The following is an 18,493-nucleotide window of genomic DNA, read 5'->3' as shown; positions in this document are numbered from 1 at the left end:
CGAGCGAGCCCCGAGCGGCTACCTGTCCGCGTCGACCTGCTCGGCCGACGCCGGCCGGGTCCGCTCGTACATCCGCTGGATGTAGCCCTCGAGCTCGCTGGCCTCGATGCGCCAGATCTTCTTGGGGCCGATCTGGATGCCGCGCAGGTCGCCGGAGTGCAGCAGCTGGTAGGTCTGCTGCGCGGAGATGTTGAGGACCTCGCTGACGTCGGCGAGCGTGAGGAACCGCGGGGGCATGGCGGAAGTCTGGCACGGCTCGCCCCTCGATCGGGGTTGTCCACAATCTTCCGTTTCGCCCCGAAAGCGGCCTTCGGTCGGGCAGGATGGGCGCCCCGAGGCCTGATCTCGCGCGAGAGGCCGCCGACCGGACGGAGAGCCGATGGACAGCGCCGTGCTCGATCTGCCCGCACCCGTCGCGGCGCGCTTGCGCCGGCCGGGGTGGCGGGACCCGCGTCTCCTCGTCGGCGTCGCGATGGTGGCCGCGTCGGTGGCGCTGGGGTCCTGGGTCGTGCGGTCGGCGCAGACGACGGTGCCGGTCTACGTCGCCCGCGAGGCCCTCGTGCCGGGCCAGCGGGTCGCTGCCGACGACCTCGTGGTCGCGGACGTGCAGCTCGCGGACGGCGAGCTCGAGCACTACCTGCGGGCCGACGAGCCGCTTCCTGACGACGCTGTCGCGGTGCGGGTCGTCGGGCAGGACGAGCTCGTGCCGGCGACCGCGCTGGGCAGCGCGGCGGACGTGGACGTGCGCGCCGTGGCGATCCCGCTGGAGCGTGCCCCCTCCCGGGACGTGACGGTCGGCGCGCTGGTCGACGTCTGGTTCTCACCCGCGGCGGGCGCGGACGGGGAGCCCGACGAGCCGCGTCAGCTCGCGACCAGCCTGCCGGTGGCGGAGGTGAGCCGGCCCCAGCGCTCGCTCGGCGGATCGGGTGGCAACGCGGTGCACGTCCTGGTGCCGCAGGGCCAGCTGCCGGACGTCCTCGCGGCACTCGCGTCCGACGGCGTGCTCGACGTCGTCCCCGTCCCCGGCACGGGCGGCTGACGTGCCGCTGGGAGTCCTCTGCGCGGTCCGGGGCGTCGCCGAGTCGCTGGTGGTCCAGGCCCTCGACGCCAACCCGCAGCTGCAGGTCACGCGCCGCTGCGCCGACCTCACCGAGCTGCTGGCCGCCGCCGAGGCGGGCCTGGGTCGCGTCGCGGTCGCCTCGGGCGCGCTCGAGCACCTGGACCGGGAGGCCGTCGACGCGCTGCGCGCCGCCGGGGTCCTGCTCGTCGGCCTCGCGAGCGCGGACGCCGCGTGGTCGGCCGAGCGACTGCGCGGTGCGGGTGCTGACGACGTCGTGCCGGAGCCCGACGACGAGGCGGGCGCGGCCGCCGTCGTCTCGGCCGTCCTGCGCGCGCTGGCCGCCACGCCCGCGGTGCGCGAGCCGGCCGCGCCGCCGCCCGCGCCCAGGCCGGGCGCGCGCGGCGACGTCGTCGCGGTCTGGGGTCCGACAGGCGCCCCGGGGCGCACGACCGTCGCGGTCAACGTGGCTGCCGAGCTCGCGGCGACCGGGGCCTCGGTGCTGCTCGCCGACGCCGACACGTACGGCGGCAGCGTCGCCCAGGTCGTCGGGCTGCTCGACGAGGCCCCCGGTCTGGCCGCGGCCGTGCGGCAGGCGGGGCTCGGCCTGCTGGACGTGACGACCCTCGCGCGGCTCGCGCCGGTGCTCTCGCCCCAGCTGCGGATCCTCTCCGGGACGTCGCGCGCGGACCGCTGGCCCGAGCTGTCGTCGTCCGCGCTGGAGACGGTGTGGAGCGTCGCCCGGGACCTGGCGCGCTGGACCGTGGTCGACGTGGGCTTCTGCCTCGAGCAGGACGAGCTGCTCAGCTACGACACCCGCGCGCCCCAGCGCAACGCCGCCACCGTGCGCACGCTCGAGGCCGCCGACGTGGTGGTGATCGTCGGCGGTGGGGACCCCGTCGGCATCCAGCGGCTGGTGCGCGGGCTGACCGAGCTCACCGACCTCGGCCTGGGGGCGACCCGCGTGGTGCTGGTCAACCGTGTGCGGGCGTCCGTCGCCGGTCCCCGCCCCGCCGAGGCCGTCGCGCAGGCGCTGGCCCGCTACGCGGGAGTCGTCGACGCCGTCCTGGTGCCGGAGGACCGCGCGGCGACGGACACCGCCCTGCTCGAGGCGCGCACGCTGCGCGAGGTGGCCCCGGGCTCGCCCGCTCGACGCGCGATCGCCGAGGCCGCGGCGCGCGTGGCGTCGCTGGTCGCCTCCCCGGACCTCGCGACCGTCGTCTCCTGAACCCCGGCCGGTCGACCCCGTCGGGCGCCCCGTCCTGGCCGCGCCTGCCGCCACCCACGCTCGCCGAGGGGCACACTGGCACTCGTGCGCATCTACCTGCCGGCCACCCTCGACGAGCTCGACGCGAGCGAGCTTCCCCCGCGACGCGGGCACGCGGTCACCGCGGCCCTGCGAGCGGCGTTGCCCGACGAGGACGACGAGGGCCTCGAGTTCGCCGCGCAGCTCATGGCCGCCGACGACAGCCTCGACCTGATCCGCGCGTCCGAGGCTGCCCCGCGGCTGCGGCTCGTCGTCTCGGTCGACCTCCCGGACGCTCGCGTGACGACCGTGGAGGACGCCGAGGACGGCGCGCCCAGCCTCGTGGAGATCGTCGGGACGGTTGCCGCTGCCGACATCGCCTGCGTGCACGTGGACGAGCCGGGTGCCGCCGCCGACGTCGGCGCGACGGTGGCGGGGGACGACGAGGCAGGAGAGCGTCTCGACGACGCGGACCTGCTCTGGTACGACGCGAGCGAGCTCGCCGCGATCCCACGCTGACGCGTCTTCGCGCGGATCTCCCCGGTCCTGCGGGTCGCAGGTGCGTGGCCTTCGTCACGAACGGGCCCGGAGGCCGGGGCCGGTTGGACCACGGCGCCTGTCACCAGGTAGTGTTCACGCCCGGTACGACGTCCGGTGCACGATCGCTCCGCCCCCTCGGGGACGGCGCTCTCACCGGGGGTTATACCCCCATGGGGTATGGTGTAATTGGCAGCACGACTGATTCTGGTTCAGTTAGTCTAGGTTCGAGTCCTGGTACCCCAGCGCGAGCACCGCTGATCCGCAGTTCCGAGCCACTCGGAGCATCGGGTAAAGTGTTCACTCGGTAAGCGAGGCCCACGGGTCACGCAGCTGATAGGCCCCCGTTGTGTAGCGGCCTAGCACGCCGCCCTCTCACGGCGGTAGCGCCGGTTCGAATCCGGTCGGGGGTACAGAGCACAGAAGGCCCCTCCTCGCGGAAGCGCGAGGAGGGGCCTTCTGCGTTGGCCGTGGACACCGCGCCGGCCGCCGCCGGCGAGCGACCGTGCGCCGTCAGGCAGCCCGGCGCGAGCGCGCGACCAGGGTGAGTGCGGCCGCGACGCCGAGAAGGCTCGCCCCGGCCGCCACCCAGAAGGCGGCCGAGAACGGGTACGCCGCACCGTGGGTCGCGACGCCCTGCGCCGAGAGCAGCGCGACCACGACGGGGGCGGCGGCCGCGGAGCCGACCGTGCGCACGACGCTGTTCAGGCCGACGGCCGCCCCTGCCTCCGCGGCCGGGGACCACGCCATGACGAGCTGGGCGCAGATCGCGTACCCGATCCCGTTCCCGATGCCGAGGATCGAGAAGGCCACGACGACGGCAACGGTCGACGTCGGCCACAGCGCGAGCCCGGCGGCACCGAGGGCCATCGTCGCGCCGGCGGCCGTGGCTGCGCCGCCCGCGCCGATCCTGGCGACCAGCACGGGTGTCAGGCGGCCGCCGAGGAACACCAGGATCGCGCTCGGGAGCATCGCCAGAGCTGATGCGGTCACGCTCATGCCGTGCCCGTAACCGGTGCTCGTCGGGGCTTGCAGCAGCACCGGCAGCGCGATGTAGCACACGTACGGGACGAACCCGACGGCGATCGTCACGAGGCTGATGAGGACCAGCGGGCCATGGCGGAAGGTCCGCACGTCGACGACCGGGTTCGCGACCCGGAGCTCGACGGCGACCAGGATCGCGAGCAGGAGCAGGCCCGCGGTGCCGGTCGCGATCGTGCGGCTCGAGCCCCAACCCCAGTCGCTGCCCTGCGAGACGGCGAGCAGCACGCCCACGAGACCGCTCGAGAGCAGGGCGATCCCTGCCCAGTCGGTCCGCCGGGCGACGGCAGGCGCCGCGGTACGCGGGACCCAGGCGGCGACCATCGCGCCCGACGCGACGATCAGGGCTGCGCCGAGCACGAAGAGCCAGCGCCAGGACAGGGCGTCGACGACGACGCCTCCGACGACGAGGGCGACGCCGGCGCCGAGGCCGATCATCCCCGCGATCCAGCCGAACGCCGCCGCGCGCCGTGGTCCGTCCAGCATCCCGCGCGCGAGGGCGAGCGCGAGCGGGAAGGTGGCTGTTCCGACGCCCTGCACGACGCGTGCGGCGAGGAGGACCGCGAGGTTCGGGGCGACCGCCGCGACGAGGGTCGCGGCCGCGAAGCCGATCAGCGCCGCGAGCAGCACCCGGCGGTGCCCGAACCGGTCGCCCAGGTTGCCGACCACGGGTGCGAGGATCGCGCCGGCCAGGAGGAACGCCGTGAGGATCCATCCGGTGCCCTGGCTGGTCGCGCCGAGGTCGTGGCCGAGCGTCGGCAGCGCGGGGACGACGAGGGTCTGCATCAGGGCGAAGGAGAAGACCGTGGCGCTGAGCGCGAAGGTGAAGCGCCCGGCACGTGGTGACGCGCGGGGCGGGACCACCTCCGCCCGGCGACCCGCGCCGGGCTCGACCCGCACGGCGTCCTCGTTCGTGGTGATGGCGGGGGACATGGGCGTGCTCGCTCTCTGTGCCAGGGGGGTGTCGAGGCTCTCGTCGACTCACGACGAGATCTGCTATCCAAGCGGAACGGAGGCTCCGTTCCGATTCATCGTAACAGCAGGGCCGCCAGTACATTGGGGCCATGCCCGACGCCACCGACCGCCCCCTGCCCGGCCGGCAGCGCGAGGCGCGGTCGAACGACACCGCAGTTCTCGCCGCGGCGCGCGAGGTCTTCACTGCCCAGGGGCACGACGCGTCGATGGCCGACGTCGCGCGGCACGCGGGCGTGGGTGTCGGCTCGGTCTACCGGCGCTACCCGACGAAGGAGGCCCTCGTCGCGGCGTTGCACCTGCACGCGGTCGGCGAGGCGGCCCGGCTGGTCGGTGAGGTCGCCGACGATGGCGGGGACCGTGTGCCGTCGACGTGGGGGGGCCTGCTGGCGGCCGAGGACGTCGGTGCCGTGGTGACCTTTCTCGGCCGTCAGATCACCGACGCGACGGGGCCGCTGCTGCGTCCCCGGGGCGCCTCCAGCGCGCTTCCTCCGGCCCTCGCGGCCGCCTCCGAGGACCTCCGTGTCGGCCTCGAGCGGCTGATCGCGCAGGACCTCGCGGCGGGTCTCGTCCCGGTGGGCCTCACGGCCGCGGACGTGATGCAGCTCCTCCTGCACCTGCGGCCGGCGCTCCCGTTCCCCCGGGAGCGCGCCGACGCCCTCCACCTGCGCTACCTCGCGCTCCTCGCGCGCGGGCTGCACGAGGACGCCCGTGCGGGCGTCGTGCTGGCCGATGGTCCGCCCTGGGACGAGTGGGTGGGTGCCTGGCGGCACTGACCCGCGCCCCGCAGGCGTCAGTGCTGCCCGGGCGGGCCGTGGTGCGAGGTCGGCAGCAGCGCGACGACGACGTAGCCGATCAGCGCGGCGAGAGCGCCCAGGAAGATGCCTGTGACCAGTGCGTCGCCGAGGCCACCGCCACCCATGAGGGCGGCGGTGGCGCCGATGAGCAGGCCCACGGCACCGCAGACCACGGCCACCCGCCGGCGCAGGCGGCGGCGCGCAGCCGCGGCACCCCGGACGGCCATCAGTCGGCCGTTCGGCGCAGGACCTCGGTCAGCCGGTTGGCCGCCGAGACGACCGCGGCGGCGTGCAGCCGGCCAGGCTGACGGGAGAGGCGCTCGAGCGGCCCGGAGACCGACACGGCGGCCACGACACGCCCGGACGGGCCACGCACCGGCGCGGAGACCGACGCGACGCCGACCTCGCGCTCGGACACGGACTGCGCCCAGCCGCGGCGGCGCACGCCGGACAGGATCGTCGCGGTGAACTTCGAGCCCTGCAGCCCGCGGTGCAGGCGGTCGGGCTCCTCCCACGCGAGCAGCACCTGCGCGGCCGAGCCGGCCTGCATGGTGAGCGTCGCGCCGACCGGGATCGAGTCGCGCAGGCCGATCGGCCGCTCGGCGGCGGCCACGCAGATCCGCTGGTCGCCCTGGCGGCGGTAGAGCTGCGCGCTCTCGCCCGTGTGGTCGCGCACCGCTGCGAGCACGGGACCCGCCGCGGCGAGCAGCCGGTCCTCGCCCGCGGCGGTCGCGAGCTCCGACAGGCGCGGCCCCAGCACGAACCGGCCCTGCATGTCGCGAGCGACCAGGCGGTGGTGCTCGAGCGCAACTGCGAGACGATGGGCCGTCGGGCGAGCAAGATGGGTGGCGGTGACGAGCTGGGCGAGGGTGGCCGGCCCGGCTTCCAGAGCGCTGAGAACGGACGCGGCCTTGTCCAGAACGCCGACTCCGCTAGAGTTGTCCATAGGTCGATATTGCCGTCTCGTAGACTGAGATGCAAGCGACACCCCCCAGCTGGACGAGAGACAGGACCGAGAACATGGCCGGCACGTTGGCAGAGAAGGTCTGGGACGCACACGTCGTGCGCCATGGCGCGGACGGAGCGCCGGACCTCCTCTACATCGACCTGCACCTCGTGCACGAGGTCACGAGCCCGCAGGCATTCGAGGGTCTGCGCCTCGCCGGGCGCCCCGTGCGGCGCCCCGACCTGACGCTCGCCACCGAGGACCACAACACCCCGACGCTCGACATCGACCGGCCCATCGCGGACGAGACGAGCCGGACCCAGATCCAGACGCTGCGCAACAACGCCGCGGAGTTCGGGGTGCGCATCCACTCGCTGGGCGACGCGGACCAGGGCATCGTCCACCAGGTCGGCCCGCAGCTCGGCCTGACGCAGCCGGGCCTCACGGTCGTCTGCGGCGACTCGCACACCTCGACGCACGGCGCGTTCGGCGCGCTCGCGTTCGGCATCGGCACGAGCGAGGTCGAGCACGTGCTCGCCACCCAGACGCTGCCGCTCGCGCCGTTCAAGACGATGGCGATCACGGTCAACGGCCAGCTGCCCGAGGGTGCCACCAGCAAGGACATCATCCTGGCGATCATCGCCAAGATCGGCACCGGCGGTGGCCAGGGCTACGTGCTCGAGTACCGCGGCGAGGCGATCAGCACGCTGTCGATGGAAGCCCGCATGACCATCTGCAACATGTCGATCGAGGCCGGCGCCCGCGCGGGCATGATCGCGCCCGACCAGACCACGTTCGACTACCTCCAGGGCCGCCCGCACGCGCCCGAGGGCGCCGACTGGGACGCGGCCGTCGAGTACTGGAAGACCCTGAAGACCGACGACGACGCGACGTTCGACGTCGAGGTCGTGCTCGAGGCGGAGGACCTGGAGCCCTTCGTCACGTGGGGCACGAACCCCGGCCAGGGCCTGCCGCTGAGCGGCTCGGTGCCCGTGCCCGAGCTCATCGCCGACGAGAACGAGCGCGTCACCGCTGAGCGTGCGATCGAGTACATGGGCCTGGTCCCCGGCCAGCCGCTGCGCGAGATCAAGGTCGACACGGTCTTCATCGGCTCGTGCACGAACGGTCGCATCGAGGACCTGCGCTCGGTCGCCAAGGTCGTCGCCGGCAAGCACAAGGCCGACGACGTGCGCGTCCTGGTCGTCCCCGCCTCGGCGCGCGTCCGCCTGCAGGCCGAGGCGGAGGGGCTCGACAAGATCTTCCTCGACTTCGGTGCCGAGTGGCGCAACGCCGGCTGCTCGATGTGCCTCGGGATGAACCCGGACCAGCTGGCCCCGGGCGAGCGCTCGGCGTCCACGTCGAACCGCAACTTCGAGGGCCGCCAGGGCAAGGGCGGACGGACCCACCTCGTCTCACCCCTGGTCGCCGCCGCGACCGCGATCCGCGGGACGCTCTCGTCGTACTCCGACCTCGCGACGGGTGCCCCTGCGCCCGACGGCAGCCCGCTCAGCGACCTCCAGACGGTCTGACCGGAAGACAAGGAAGAGCCTCATGGAGAAGTTCACCCAGCACACCGGCGTCGGCGTCCCGCTGCGCCGCAGCAACGTCGACACCGACCAGATCATCCCGGCCGTGTACCTCAAGCGGGTCACGCGCACCGGGTTCGAGGACGCGCTGTTCGCCGCCTGGCGCGGCGACCCGGCGTTCGTCCTCAACCAGGAGGCCTACGCGAGCGGCTCGGTGCTCGTGGCCGGCCCCGACTTCGGTACCGGATCCTCGCGTGAGCACGCCGTCTGGGCCCTGAAGGACTACGGGTTCAAGGTCGTCATCTCGACCCGGTTCGCCGACATCTTCCGCGGCAACTCCGGCAAGCAGGGTCTGCTCGCCGCCGTCGCCTCGGCCGAGGACATCGAGCTCATCTGGAAGATCCTCGAGACCCGTCCCGGCACCGAGATCACGGTGGACCTCGAGGCGCGCACGATCACGTGCGACGACGTCGTCGTCCCGTTCCAGGTCGACGACTACACGCGCTGGCGCCTCATCGAGGGCCTGGACGACATCGGCCTGACCCTCGAGCACGCCGACGAGATCACGGCCTTCGAGGCAGAGCGTGAGTCCTGGCGCCCCGCGACGCTGCCGGCCAAGCACCTGCCGCCGGTCGAGATCAAGGCCGCACGTCCCGCGGGCGTGCCGGTGGAGATCGGGCTGCGTCGACCCTGAGCACCGCATCTCACCCGATGGGCCGTCCGCCGCGCGGACGGCCCATCGGTGCGTCCGGGTCGATACGGTGGGCACGATCGCGGTGCGCGACGTGCCGCCGACGAAGGGACGACCATGCCCGGCAAGTCGCAGATCGCCGACCGGATCGCCGCACGGGGATGGAGCCGCCAGGCAGCGGGCACGGCCGTCGACGCCGTCCTCGACGAGATCACCGCGGCGCTCGCCGCGGGCGAGCGCGTGACGCTCACCGGGTTCGGGACGTTCGAGCCCGCGGCCCGTGCTGCCCGGTCGGCACGCAACCCGCGCACGGGTGCGTCGATCGACGTCGCCGCCACCACCGTCGCGCGGTTCCACCCGGGTGCCACGCTGCGGTCCCGCGTCGCGTCGGGCAGCCCGGTCGCGCTCGGCGAGCTCGCGGCAGCCCCGGCGTCACCCGTGCTGGCCGCCGGCTCGGCGAGCAGGACCTCGCACGGGCAGCACGAGGACACCACGGAGACGATCCACCGTGCCAAGGGTGCGGACAAGGTCAAGGTCAAGCCGGCGAGGACGACGGGCAAGGCCGCCGCGAAGGCGAAGGCCGCGGCCGAGAAGGCCGCCAAGGCCGAGGCCGCGAAGCGGAAGGCCGCCGACAAGGCGGCGAAGGTCAAGGCTGCCGAGAAGGCGGCGAAGGCCAAGAGCTCTGCCAAGAAGAAGGCCGCAGCCACGACGAAGGCCAAGTCCGCCAAGGGCAAGAAGAAGTAGCTCCGCGTCTGCGACGTGATGGTGCCCGCGGGTCCGGTCTGTGAAGGTTTCGGGCGGACGACGACTCGCGGGCACGTGCAGGACGAGGCACAGCGAGAGGTAGGCGAGGATGGGGCCCGTGAACGATCTGCTCTACGTCAATGGCGGGACGCCTCTGTCCGGTGAGATCACCGTGCGCGGCGCCAAGAACTTCGTCTCGAAGGCCATGGTGGCCGCGCTGCTGGGGGAGACCCCGAGCGTGCTGCGCAACGTGCCACAGATCCGTGACGTCGCCGTGGTGACCGGCCTGCTCGAGCTGCACGGCGTGAGCGTCGTCGCCGACGCGAAGGCCGGCACGCTGCACCTGGACCCGACGAACGTGGAGTCCGCGCACGTCGCGGACATCGACGCGCACGCCGGGTCGAGCCGCATCCCGATCCTGTTCTGCGGCCCGCTGCTGCACCGTCTCGGCGAGGCGTTCATCCCCGACCTCGGCGGCTGCCGCATCGGCGACCGGCCGATCAACTACCACCTCGACATCCTGCGCCAGTTCGGCGCCGTGGTGGACAAGACCCACAACGGCATCCACATCCGCGCACCGCGCCGCCTGCAGGGCACGAAGATCGCGCTGCCCTACCCGAGCGTCGGCGCCACCGAGCAGCTGCTGCTGACGGCCGTGCGCGCCGAGGGGATCACCGAGCTCGCGGGCGCCGCGATCGAGCCTGAGATCATGGACCTCATCAACGTCCTGCAGAAGATGGGCGCGATCATCTCGGTCGACACCGACCGCGTGATCCGGATCGAGGGCGTCGACCGCCTCGAGGGCTTCCAGCACACGTCCCTGTCCGACCGGATCGAGGCCGCGTCCTGGGCTTCGGCCGCGCTCGCCACGGGCGGCGACATCTACGTGCGCGGGGCGACCCAGCCGGAGATGACGACGTTCCTCAACACGTTCCGCAAGGTCGGCGGCGAGTTCCAGGTCGACGACGACGGCATCCGCTTCTGGCACCCCGGCGGCGACCTGCGCTCGATCCAGCTCGAGACCGACGTGCACCCCGGCTTCATGACGGACTGGCAGCAGCCGCTCGTCGTCGCGCTCACGCAGGCCAAGGGCCTGTCGATCGTGCACGAGACCGTCTACGAGAACCGGTTCGGGTTCACCGACGCGCTCGTCGGGATGGGCGCGACGATCCAGGTCTACAAGGAGTGCCTGGGCGGCCGGCCGTGCCGGTTCGGCCAGCGCAACTTCTACCACTCGGCCGTGATCAGCGGCCCGACGCCCCTGGCGGCGGCGGACATCGAGGTGCCCGACCTGCGTGGCGGCTTCAGCCATCTCATCGCCGCGCTGACCGCGAAGGGCACGTCCGCCGTGCGGGGGATCAGCCTCATCGACCGCGGCTACGAGCACTTCATGGACAAGCTCGACGCGCTCGGCGCCGAGTTCAGCAGGGACTGACGGTGCGGCGGGGACGGGTGGGGAAGGGACTCACGTCCCGACCCAACCGGTAGCATCGGCTCCCGTGCATTCGCCGTCTCGATCCAACCGCGCCTACCGCAACGTCGCGCGCGTCCTGCGCCCCGTCCTGATGGTGGTGACGAAGCGTGACTGGCACGGTGCCGAGCACCTGCCGACCGACGTGGGCTTCATCGTGGCCTCCAACCACATGACCAACGTCGACCCCATCACGTTCGCGCACTACCTGTGGGACAACGGCTTCGCGCCGAAGATCCTCGCCAAGGCCTCGCTGTTCAAGGTGCCCGTCGTCGGCGGGGTGCTGCGGGCCACGGGTCAGATCCCGGTGTACCGCAACACGACCGCGGCCGTGGACTCGCTGGCGGCGGGCGTGGCCGCGATCGATGCGGGCGAGGCGGTGGCCGTGTTCCCCGAGGGCACGCTGACCCGTGAGCCTGACCTGTGGCCGATGGCCGGCAAGACGGGTGTCGCGCGGCTCGCGCTCATGACCCGGGCGCCCGTGATCCCCGTGGCGCAGTGGGGAGCGCAGGACCTGCTGGGCCGCTACTCCAAGTGGCTCAAGCCCGTCCCGCCCAAGAAGATCACCGTCGTCGCCGGCCCGCCGGTCGACCTCGACGACCTGTACGGACGACCGCTCGACAACGCCACGCTGCGTGAGGCGACCGAGCGGGTCATGGACGCCATCACCGCGCTGCTCGAGGGCGTGCGCGGCCAGAAGGCGCCGGCAGTCCGCTACGACATGCGCAAGCCGGTGCCGCCGGGGGACAAGCGCGTCGGCGGCGACCACGCGACGAAGCCCGAGCTGCCGTGACGGTCGACCGCGAGGTCCCTCCCGCGCAGCCGCACGCCCTGCGCGCCGCGGTCCTGGGTGCCGGCAGCTGGGGGACCACGTTCGCCGCCGTGATGGCCGACGCCGGCTGCGAGGTGACGGTCTGGGGGCGCGACGAGAAGGTCTGCCGCCAGATCACCGAGCACCACCGCAACGAGCGGTACGTGCCCGGCGTCGAGCTGCCCGCGGGCATCACCGCGACCACCGACGCGCGCGCGGCCGTCGACGGCGCGGACCTCGTGGTCATCGCGATCCCCTCGCAGAGCGCCCGGGCCACGCTCGAGACCCTGCGCGACGTCATCGGCCCGGACGCCGTGGCCGTCTCGCTCATGAAGGGCGTCGAGCTCGGCACCGACCGGCGTATGAGCCAGGTCGTGGCCGAGTCGCTCGGGATCGGGCACGACCGCATCGCCGTCGTCTCGGGACCGAACCTGGCCAAGGAGATCGCGCACCGCCAGCCGACGGCGACGGTGGTGGCCTCGACGAACGACGAGACGGCGCAGCTCGTCGCGAAGGCCTGCGCCTCGTCGTACTTCCGCCCGTACACGAACCGCGACGTCGTCGGCGTCGAGCTGTGCGGCGCGGTGAAGAACGTCATCGCGCTCGCCGTCGGGATCTCGCAGGGCCGCGGCCTGGGCTACAACACGATGGCCACGGTCATCACGCGTGGCCTCGTCGAGATCACGCGCCTCGGCCTGGCGCTCGGCGCCGACGCCGAGACGTTCCCAGGCCTCGCCGGCATGGGCGACCTCATGGCCACGTGCGCGTCGCCCGACTCGCGCAACCACACGCTCGGCAACCACATCGGCCGCGGCATGACGCTCGAGGAGGCTCTCGCCGCGACCGGCGGGACGGCCGAGGGCGTCAAGTCCAGCCGGTCCGTGCTCGAGCTGGCCGAGTCGCTGGGCGTCGAGATGCCGATCACGCACGCCGTGGTCCGCGTGCTGCACGAGGGCCTGCCCGTCGACGACCTGGCCGCACTGCTGCTGGCCCGCCCGCACAAGGCCGAGGGCGTCTAGCCACACCATCTGGCACCATCGGCGTGGCCCGCGCGTGCGGGGCGGCCGACACGGGGGGCGTGCGCATGGAACGACGACGGTGGTGGGCGGTCGGGGGCGTCGCGGCACTGTGCCTGGCCGCGCCCGTGGCGATCGCCCTCGCGGGGACGGGGGTACCCGAGGCCGCGGCCCCGAGCGCCGGGCAGACGACATCGGCTCCGACGCCGTCCGCGTGCATCGTCGGCGACGTCGTGCTCGGCACCGCCGAGCGGGGTGAGGTCCGGATCGTCGGGACGACGTACGCCGTCACGGAGGAGGGCGACGGGGGGCTCTCCCAGGTCGAGAACACCTGGAACCCGCCGGACCCCTCGCTGGCGGTGAGCGACCTGCCTGAAGGTGTGCCGGAGCGAGCCGTCGTGGCTGCGGTCCGCGAGTCGGCGGACGAGGGGGACTACCTGCGCTCGTTCGACGACCTCGACACCGGCGATGACGACCAGGCCACTGCCACCGGGCCCGGCCGCACGCTGGCCTACAGCTGGGTGACGGCGATGACGACGCCGTTCACGTTCACGTGCGGCGGTGCGTCCGCGTCCGGGTTGCTGCACACGTACGACTTCTCGGGCTCCGGGACCCTGTCCTGCGAGGACGACACCGATCGCGGCAGCACGACCGCGGCGGCCGCTCGCGCGCTGGCCGTCTCGATCGGCGAGGACTGCAGCTTGCCGTCGTAGCTCGCGCCTACAGCTGGTCCAGCGCCGCCGCGAGGTCGGCCCAGAGGTCGTCGACGTCCTCGATCCCGACCGACAGCCGCAGCAAGTCCTCGGGCACCGTGAGCGACTCGGTGGCGAACCGCCGCCGCCGCTCCAGGCTCGACTCGACGCCGCCCAGACTCGTCGCGGGCACCCACAGGCGCAGCGCAGCGATCACGGCGTCCGCGCCGGCGGCGCCGCCCCTCGGGCGCAGCCCGATGATCGAGCCGAACCCGTCCATCAGCCGGGCAGCCCGCTCGTACCCGGGGTCGTCGGGCAGGCTCGGGTGCCGGACGGCCACCACGGCGGGGTGCGCCGAGAGCCGCCGCGCGAGCTCGGCGGCGTTGGCCTGTGCGCGCTCGACGCGCAGCGCCAGCGTCCGCAGCCCGCGCAGCGCGAGCCACACCTCGAACGGCCCGGCGATCGAGCCGTGCAGGGTCCGGTACGCGTGCAGACGAGCGTGCAGCGCGTCGTCGTCGGCCAGGGCCGCACCCAGCACCACGTCGCTGTGCCCCGCGAGGTACTTGGTCACCGAGTGCACGACGACGTCCGCGCCGACCGTCAGGGGGCGCTGGACCAGGGGGGTGGCGAACGTGTTGTCGACCCCGACCAGGGCGCCCGCCGCGTGCGCGGCCTCGACCAGCACGGGCAGGTCGGCGACCTCGAGCATCGGGTTGGTGGGGGACTCGACCCACAGCATCGACGTCCCGGGCAGCGCGGCGAGCACCGCGTCGGTGTCGTCGATGTCGACCAGCACGACCTCGACGCCCTGCCGCTCGGAGAGGTCCGCCGCGTAGCCGAGCGTCACCTGGTAGCAGTGCCGGGGCAGGACGAGCCGGCCGCCGGGCGGGACCAGCGAGAGGGCGGCGGCGATCGCGGCCATCCCCGAGCCGAAGACGAGCGCCGGGTGGCGTGACTGCTCGAGCTCGCCGAGGACCTGCTCGAACGGGTGCCACGTGTCTGCGTCGATGCGCCCGTAGAGCAGCTCGCCAGGGGCCGGGACGCCCTGCGAGACGAACGTGGAGGACAGGACGACCGGAGGGTTGACCGCAGCGCCCTGCGTCCTGGCGGGGCGGCCCGCGGCGACGGTGACGGTGGCGGGTGCGAGGGGTGCGTCGTGGCTCACGAGAGCAGGTTACGCACCCGGTCTCCCGGCTGGCGGGTAGGGTCGGGGCCGATGAACGCGACTCCCGACTCCGAGGTCCGCACCACGCCCGACGAGGACGCCCAGTGGGTGCTCACCGAGCACCGCCCGCGGGTGATGGTCCTGTTCGGGGGCCGCTCGGGCGAGCACGCGATCAGCTGTGCGACTGCCGGCGGCGTGCTCCGCGCGCTCGACCCGCAGCGGTACGACGTGCTGGCCGTCGGCATCACGCCGACCGGCCGCTGGGTGCTGGCCGACCCCGACCCCGAGCGCTGGGCCATCACCGACGGGCAGCTCCCGCAGGTGGAGGACACCGCCTCCCACGTCCTGCTGCCCCAGGCCGTCGACGACCGCGACGTCCAGGTCCTCGAGCCCGGCGAGCTCCCGCGCGCGCTGGGAAACGTCGACGTCGTCTTCCCGCTCCTGCACGGCCCGTTCGGCGAGGACGGCACCCTGCAGGGCATGCTCGAGCTGGCCGACGTGCGCTACGTCGGCGCGGGCGTGCTCGCCTCGGCCGTGGGCATGGACAAGCACATGATGAAGGTCGTGCTGGCGGGCCACGGGCTGCCCGTCGGGCCGTTCGTCGTCCTGGCGCCCGGCGAGTTCGACCGCGACCCGGCCGCCGCGACCGCGCGGGTCGAGCCGCTGGGCCTGCCGCTGTTCGTCAAGCCCGCCCGCGCCGGGTCGAGCCTCGGCATCACCCGGGTCGACGACCTCGACGACCTGCCGGCCGCGGTCGAGGCCGCCGCGCAGCACGACCCGAAGATCGTCGTCGAGTCCGGCATCGTCGGCCGGGAGATCGAGTGCGGCGTGCTCGGCGGCCACGACGGGGACCGCGCCAGGGCGTCGCTGCCCGGCGAGATCATCGTCACCGACGCGCGCCACGACTTCTACGACTTCGAGGCGAAGTACCTCGACGAGGCGGGCGTCGACCTCGTCTGCCCGGCCGACCTGCCCGACGAGATCGTCGCGAAGGTCCAGGACGTCGCCATCCGCTCGTTCGAGGCGGTGGGCTGCGAGGGCCTCGCGCGGGTCGACGTCTTCGTGACGCCCGACGGCGAGGTGGTGGTCAACGAGATCAACACGATGCCCGGCTTCACGCCGTTCTCGATGTACCCGCGGATGTGGCAGGCCTCCGGCCTGGAGTACCCCGAGCTGGTCGACGAGCTCGTCCGGCTCGCGCTGCACCGGCCGACCGGGCTGCGCTGAGCACGGCTACAGGCAGGACCGCTGCTTCTGCGTCTTCGCGACGGCCGGCCCGAGGTCGATGAGCATCGACGTCGAGTGCTCCTTGCGGACCGACGCGGGGACGAACACCTCGACGGCGGGCACGCGGCCGTAGGTCGTGAAGGTCGCGTCGCCCTCGTTCGAGTCGGTGTCGCCCTGGGTCACGACCCAGTCGATCGCGGTGCCGTCAGCCGACTCGACCGTGACGCACCGGTCGGTCGTCGGGCCGAGCGGCTGGACGCCGCAGCGCAGGATGATCGCAGCCTCGGGCTCGCCCCACGCCGTCGTCGCCTGCGCGTTCGTGTCCTTGCGCGCCAGGCCGGACAGCTCGTCGGGCGTCGAGAGCACGACGTCCGCGCACACGGGATCGGTGGCGTCGGGCCCGACCTTCGTGGGGACCGTCGTCGCGCAGCCCGCGAGCAGGACGAGCGTCGTGGCCGCGAGGAGGGCTGCCGGTCGTCTGCGCACCGGTCCACGCTAGCCGCCGCGGACCGCACTCCCGACCGCTGGCGCTGTGATCCCCGCCGCTCCGACGTCGTCTAGCGTGTCCGCGTGAGCAGCAACGGGCAGTCGGCGGTCGGTCCCCTCGTGCGTGACCTGGACGAGGACGCCCTGCTGGCTCGGATCTTCCCGCACCTGCCCCGCGGCGCGGCGACCCTCGTGCCGCCCGGCGACGACGCGGCGGTCGTCGCGGCGCCGGACGGCCGGTTCGTGGTCACCACCGACGTGCTCGTCGAGGACCGCCACTTCCGGCGTCGCTGGTCGGGCGGGTTCGACGTCGGGGTGCGGGCCGCGGTGCAGAACCTCGCGGACGTGGCCGCGATGGGCGCGCGCCCGACGAGCCTCGTCGTGTCGCTCGTCGTGCCCGGCGACCTCCCGGCGCAGTGGGTCGAGGACCTGGCGCGCGGGTTCGGCGCGGCGTGCGCGCCGCTCGACGTGGGCGTCGTCGGCGGCGACCTGTCCGGAGGGCCGGTCGTCGTCGTCGCGGTCACCGCGCACGGCGACCTCGAGGGTCGTGAGCCCGTGCTGCGCGGGGGAGCGCGGGCCGACGACGTCGTCGCCCACGCAGGCGTGCGGGGGTGGTCGGCGGCCGGGTGGGCTCTGCTCGAGGCCGATCGCGCCGACCTCGCCCCCGATCTCGTCGCGGGGTACCTGCGACCGTCGTCGCCGCTGGCGCTCGGGCCAGCCGCGGCACTCGCGGGAGCGACAGCGATGATCGACGTCTCCGACGGGCTCGTGCGCGACGCGGGCCGGATCGGCCGGGCCAGCGCCGTCGTGCTGGACCTCGTCGGGCCGGCCGCCTACGGCGCCGACGTGGCCGCCCTTGCGCCCGCGGCGTCGGCGCTGGGTCGCGACGCGGGCGACTGGGTCATGACGGGGGGAGAGGACCACGGGCTGCTCGCGACGTTCCCGCAGGGCGTCGCGCTGCCCGACGGCTTCCGGGTCGTCGGACGCGTCCGGAGCGGCGTCCCGGGTGTGCTCGTCGAGGGGCGCGCCTGGACCGGCAGCGCCGGCTGGGACCACTTCGGCTGAGCGGGCCCCGCCGGGTCAGTTGCGGCGGTAGCGGACCTCGAGCAGCTCGGCGCCGCCGACGTCCTCGAAGCGCTCGACCCCGTCGGCCTGGAAGCCGTGCCGCCGGTAGAAGTGCCGGGCACGCTCGTTGTCGGCCAGCACCCACAGCGTGATGCGGCTGCGCTCGCCGGCCTCGGCGATGACCGTCCGCATGAGCTCACGGGCGACGCCGTGACCCCACGTGCCGGGGTCGAGGTAGATCGAGTAGATCTCGCGGTCACCGCGCCGGGCGTCCTCGTCGCGGGCCGGGCCGAGCGAGACGAAGCCGACGTGACGCTCCCCGGCGATCGCCACCCAGGTCGTGATGCCGTCCTCCGGACCCTTGGTCAGGTAGGACGTCCACTGCTGGGCACGCGTCTCGGGGTTCAGCGAGGCGAGGTATGCCGCCGGGACGATGTCCGCGTACGCCTCCTGCCACGAGCGGACGTGCACCTGGGCCAGGGGCGTGGCGTCGTCCGGTCGGGCGATGCGGATCGTCACCTCGTCCAGCTGCTCTGTCATGACACTCACCCTGCCACACCCTGCTGGGCATGACGAAGGCCCGCACCGTGAACGGTGCGGGCCCTCGACACGAACTCGATGTGGTCGAGACGTCAGATCGCGCGCTGGACCTTGCCGGCCTTGAGGCACGAGGTGCAGACGTTGAGGCGCTTGGGCGTCCCCGCGACGACGGCACGCACACGCTGGATGTTCGGGTTCCAGCGGCGCTTCGTCTTCCGGTTCGAGTGCGAGACGCTGTGCCCGAAGCTCGGGCCCTTGGTGCAGACGTCGCAGTTGGCAGCCACGAGTTTCTCCTGTGTTCTCGGTCCGGGGCCGAAGCGATCCGGACCCGGTGGTGTGCGGTCACGCCGCGAGAGCGGCGAAGCTTGTACCGGGCGCACGCACGACTGGGGACCGTCTCCGGAGCTCGGATGCGGGCCGTGCAGACGATGTCCGCGCGCCTCGAGGTGCCCGAAGTCCTCCG

21 protein-coding genes and 2 tRNA genes are annotated in these 18,493 nt (G+C 73.5%); 15 read left to right on the top strand and 8 right to left on the bottom strand.

The window, feature by feature from the left end; genetic code table 11:
- Positions 1–18: 18 nt before the first annotated feature.
- The gene (locus EDF34_RS04100; RefSeq protein WP_118767655.1) at positions 19–237 is read right to left on the bottom strand and encodes a helix-turn-helix domain-containing protein; all 219 of its coding nucleotides are present in this window, start codon (positions 235–237) and stop codon (positions 19–21) included.
- A 142-nt stretch (positions 238–379) separates the two neighbouring features.
- On the opposite strand from EDF34_RS04100, the gene EDF34_RS04095 reads away from it, so the two are divergent.
- From EDF34_RS04095 to EDF34_RS04075, 5 genes are all read left to right on the top strand, one after another.
- A complete protein-coding gene (locus EDF34_RS04095; protein ID WP_123370046.1) occupies positions 380–1,039 on the top strand; it encodes a hypothetical protein in 660 nt (219 codons plus the stop codon).
- 1 nt (position 1,040) lies between these two features.
- On the top strand, positions 1,041–2,285 hold the full coding sequence (locus EDF34_RS04090) for a P-loop NTPase (protein ID WP_123370045.1): 1,245 nt from the start codon (positions 1,041–1,043) through the stop codon (positions 2,283–2,285).
- 84 nt (positions 2,286–2,369) lie between these two features.
- Positions 2,370–2,822: a hypothetical protein gene (locus tag EDF34_RS04085; protein WP_123370044.1), complete on the top strand. Its 453-nt coding sequence runs from the start codon at positions 2,370–2,372 to the stop codon at positions 2,820–2,822.
- Positions 2,823–3,014: 192 nt separating this feature from the next.
- A tRNA-Gln gene (locus EDF34_RS04080) sits at positions 3,015–3,086 on the top strand.
- Between the two features lie 94 nt (positions 3,087–3,180).
- Positions 3,181–3,253, top strand: a tRNA-Glu gene (locus EDF34_RS04075).
- 100 nt (positions 3,254–3,353) lie between these two features.
- On the opposite strand, the gene EDF34_RS04070 is transcribed toward EDF34_RS04075, so the two are convergent.
- Positions 3,354–4,814, bottom strand: coding sequence for an MFS transporter (locus EDF34_RS04070; protein ID WP_123370043.1), 1,461 nt, complete (start codon positions 4,812–4,814; stop codon positions 3,354–3,356).
- Between the two features lie 131 nt (positions 4,815–4,945).
- On the opposite strand from EDF34_RS04070, the gene EDF34_RS04065 reads away from it, so the two are divergent.
- Positions 4,946–5,629 carry a TetR/AcrR family transcriptional regulator gene (locus tag EDF34_RS04065; protein WP_123370042.1) on the top strand — a complete coding sequence of 228 codons (684 nt, stop codon included), beginning with the start codon at positions 4,946–4,948 and terminating at the stop codon, positions 5,627–5,629.
- 17 nt (positions 5,630–5,646) lie between these two features.
- Here the strand turns inward: EDF34_RS04065 and EDF34_RS04060 are convergent, their stop codons facing one another.
- The gene (locus EDF34_RS04060; protein WP_123370041.1) at positions 5,647–5,877 is read right to left on the bottom strand and encodes a hypothetical protein; all 231 of its coding nucleotides are present in this window, start codon (positions 5,875–5,877) and stop codon (positions 5,647–5,649) included.
- Positions 5,877–6,596 carry an IclR family transcriptional regulator gene (locus EDF34_RS04055; protein WP_118767660.1) on the bottom strand — a complete coding sequence of 240 codons (720 nt, stop codon included), beginning with the start codon at positions 6,594–6,596 and terminating at the stop codon, positions 5,877–5,879. Before EDF34_RS04055 ends, EDF34_RS04060 begins: the two co-directional genes overlap by 1 nt.
- Positions 6,597–6,670: 74 nt before the next feature.
- Here EDF34_RS04055 and leuC point away from each other — a divergent pair, with 74 nt between their 5' ends.
- From leuC to EDF34_RS04020, 7 genes are all read left to right on the top strand, one after another.
- Positions 6,671–8,125, top strand: coding sequence for a 3-isopropylmalate dehydratase large subunit (gene leuC, locus EDF34_RS04050; protein WP_123370040.1), 1,455 nt, complete (start codon positions 6,671–6,673; stop codon positions 8,123–8,125).
- A 22-nt stretch (positions 8,126–8,147) separates the two neighbouring features.
- Positions 8,148–8,816 carry a 3-isopropylmalate dehydratase small subunit gene (leuD, locus tag EDF34_RS04045; RefSeq protein ID WP_123370039.1) on the top strand — a complete coding sequence of 223 codons (669 nt, stop codon included), beginning with the start codon at positions 8,148–8,150 and terminating at the stop codon, positions 8,814–8,816.
- Between the two features lie 114 nt (positions 8,817–8,930).
- Positions 8,931–9,557 (top strand): HU family DNA-binding protein, encoded by a 627-nt coding sequence (locus EDF34_RS17945; protein ID WP_123370038.1) that lies wholly within the window; start codon positions 8,931–8,933, stop codon positions 9,555–9,557.
- Positions 9,558–9,675: 118 nt separating this feature from the next.
- Complete coding sequence (gene murA / locus EDF34_RS04035) at positions 9,676–10,992, top strand: UDP-N-acetylglucosamine 1-carboxyvinyltransferase (protein WP_123370037.1); 1,317 nt, start codon at positions 9,676–9,678, stop codon at positions 10,990–10,992.
- A 64-nt stretch (positions 10,993–11,056) separates the two neighbouring features.
- Positions 11,057–11,821, top strand: a complete 765-nt coding sequence (locus EDF34_RS04030) for a 1-acyl-sn-glycerol-3-phosphate acyltransferase (protein WP_123370036.1) — start codon at positions 11,057–11,059, stop codon at positions 11,819–11,821.
- Positions 11,818–12,858: an NAD(P)H-dependent glycerol-3-phosphate dehydrogenase gene (locus EDF34_RS04025; protein WP_123370035.1), complete on the top strand. Its 1,041-nt coding sequence runs from the start codon at positions 11,818–11,820 to the stop codon at positions 12,856–12,858. The genes EDF34_RS04030 and EDF34_RS04025 overlap by 4 nt, the downstream gene beginning before the upstream one ends.
- A gap of 65 nt (positions 12,859–12,923) precedes the next feature.
- Positions 12,924–13,568 (top strand): hypothetical protein, encoded by a 645-nt coding sequence (locus EDF34_RS04020; protein ID WP_123370034.1) that lies wholly within the window; start codon positions 12,924–12,926, stop codon positions 13,566–13,568.
- Positions 13,569–13,575: 7 nt separating this feature from the next.
- On the opposite strand, the gene EDF34_RS04015 is transcribed toward EDF34_RS04020, so the two are convergent.
- The gene (locus tag EDF34_RS04015) at positions 13,576–14,712 is read right to left on the bottom strand and encodes a PLP-dependent aspartate aminotransferase family protein (protein ID WP_123370033.1); all 1,137 of its coding nucleotides are present in this window, start codon (positions 14,710–14,712) and stop codon (positions 13,576–13,578) included.
- A gap of 51 nt (positions 14,713–14,763) precedes the next feature.
- On the opposite strand from EDF34_RS04015, the gene EDF34_RS04010 reads away from it, so the two are divergent.
- On the top strand, positions 14,764–15,939 hold the full coding sequence (locus EDF34_RS04010) for a D-alanine--D-alanine ligase family protein (RefSeq protein WP_199737624.1): 1,176 nt from the start codon (positions 14,764–14,766) through the stop codon (positions 15,937–15,939).
- A 6-nt stretch (positions 15,940–15,945) separates the two neighbouring features.
- Here the strand turns inward: EDF34_RS04010 and EDF34_RS04005 are convergent, their stop codons facing one another.
- Entirely contained in the window at positions 15,946–16,425 is a 480-nt protein-coding gene (locus EDF34_RS04005; protein ID WP_123370032.1) for a DUF3515 family protein, read from the bottom strand.
- 84 nt (positions 16,426–16,509) lie between these two features.
- Between EDF34_RS04005 and EDF34_RS04000 the strand changes: the two genes are divergently transcribed.
- Positions 16,510–17,490: a thiamine-phosphate kinase gene (locus tag EDF34_RS04000; protein ID WP_199737623.1), complete on the top strand. Its 981-nt coding sequence runs from the start codon at positions 16,510–16,512 to the stop codon at positions 17,488–17,490.
- A gap of 15 nt (positions 17,491–17,505) precedes the next feature.
- On the opposite strand, the gene EDF34_RS03995 is transcribed toward EDF34_RS04000, so the two are convergent.
- Together EDF34_RS03995 and rpmB are read right to left on the bottom strand one after the other, a co-directional pair.
- Positions 17,506–18,030, bottom strand: a complete 525-nt coding sequence (locus EDF34_RS03995) for a GNAT family N-acetyltransferase (protein ID WP_123370031.1) — start codon at positions 18,028–18,030, stop codon at positions 17,506–17,508.
- Between the two features lie 92 nt (positions 18,031–18,122).
- On the bottom strand, positions 18,123–18,314 hold the full coding sequence (gene rpmB / locus EDF34_RS03990) for a 50S ribosomal protein L28 (RefSeq protein ID WP_123370030.1): 192 nt from the start codon (positions 18,312–18,314) through the stop codon (positions 18,123–18,125).
- Positions 18,315–18,493 lie beyond the last annotated feature (179 nt).

It is taken from the genome of Cellulomonas sp. PhB150, from assembly GCF_003755175.1.
Lineage (GTDB): Bacteria > Actinomycetota > Actinomycetes > Actinomycetales > Cellulomonadaceae > Cellulomonas.
The sequence above is the reverse complement of the archived record's forward strand: the minus strand, read 5'-3'. Positions and strand labels throughout refer to the sequence as shown.

Excerpts from the sequence above, each read along its gene's own strand:
- EDF34_RS04100 (WP_118767655.1), bottom strand. The coding sequence starts at position 237 with ATGCCCCCGCGGTTCCTCACGCTCGCCGACGTCAGCGAGGTCCTCAAC.
- EDF34_RS04095 (WP_123370046.1), top strand. The coding sequence starts at position 380 with ATGGACAGCGCCGTGCTCGATCTGCCCGCACCCGTCGCGGCGCGCTTG.
- EDF34_RS04070 (WP_123370043.1), bottom strand. The coding sequence starts at position 4,814 with ATGTCCCCCGCCATCACCACGAACGAGGACGCCGTGCGGGTCGAGCCC.
- EDF34_RS04065 (WP_123370042.1), top strand. The coding sequence starts at position 4,946 with ATGCCCGACGCCACCGACCGCCCCCTGCCCGGCCGGCAGCGCGAGGCG.
- EDF34_RS04060 (WP_123370041.1), bottom strand. The coding sequence starts at position 5,877 with ATGGCCGTCCGGGGTGCCGCGGCTGCGCGCCGCCGCCTGCGCCGGCGG.
- EDF34_RS04055 (WP_118767660.1), bottom strand. The coding sequence starts at position 6,596 with ATGGACAACTCTAGCGGAGTCGGCGTTCTGGACAAGGCCGCGTCCGTT.
- leuC (WP_123370040.1), top strand. The coding sequence starts at position 6,671 with ATGGCCGGCACGTTGGCAGAGAAGGTCTGGGACGCACACGTCGTGCGC.
- leuD (WP_123370039.1), top strand. The coding sequence starts at position 8,148 with ATGGAGAAGTTCACCCAGCACACCGGCGTCGGCGTCCCGCTGCGCCGC.
- EDF34_RS17945 (WP_123370038.1), top strand. The coding sequence starts at position 8,931 with ATGCCCGGCAAGTCGCAGATCGCCGACCGGATCGCCGCACGGGGATGG.
- EDF34_RS04020 (WP_123370034.1), top strand. The coding sequence starts at position 12,924 with ATGGAACGACGACGGTGGTGGGCGGTCGGGGGCGTCGCGGCACTGTGC.
- EDF34_RS04010 (WP_199737624.1), top strand. The coding sequence starts at position 14,764 with ATGAACGCGACTCCCGACTCCGAGGTCCGCACCACGCCCGACGAGGAC.
- EDF34_RS03995 (WP_123370031.1), bottom strand. The coding sequence starts at position 18,030 with ATGACAGAGCAGCTGGACGAGGTGACGATCCGCATCGCCCGACCGGAC.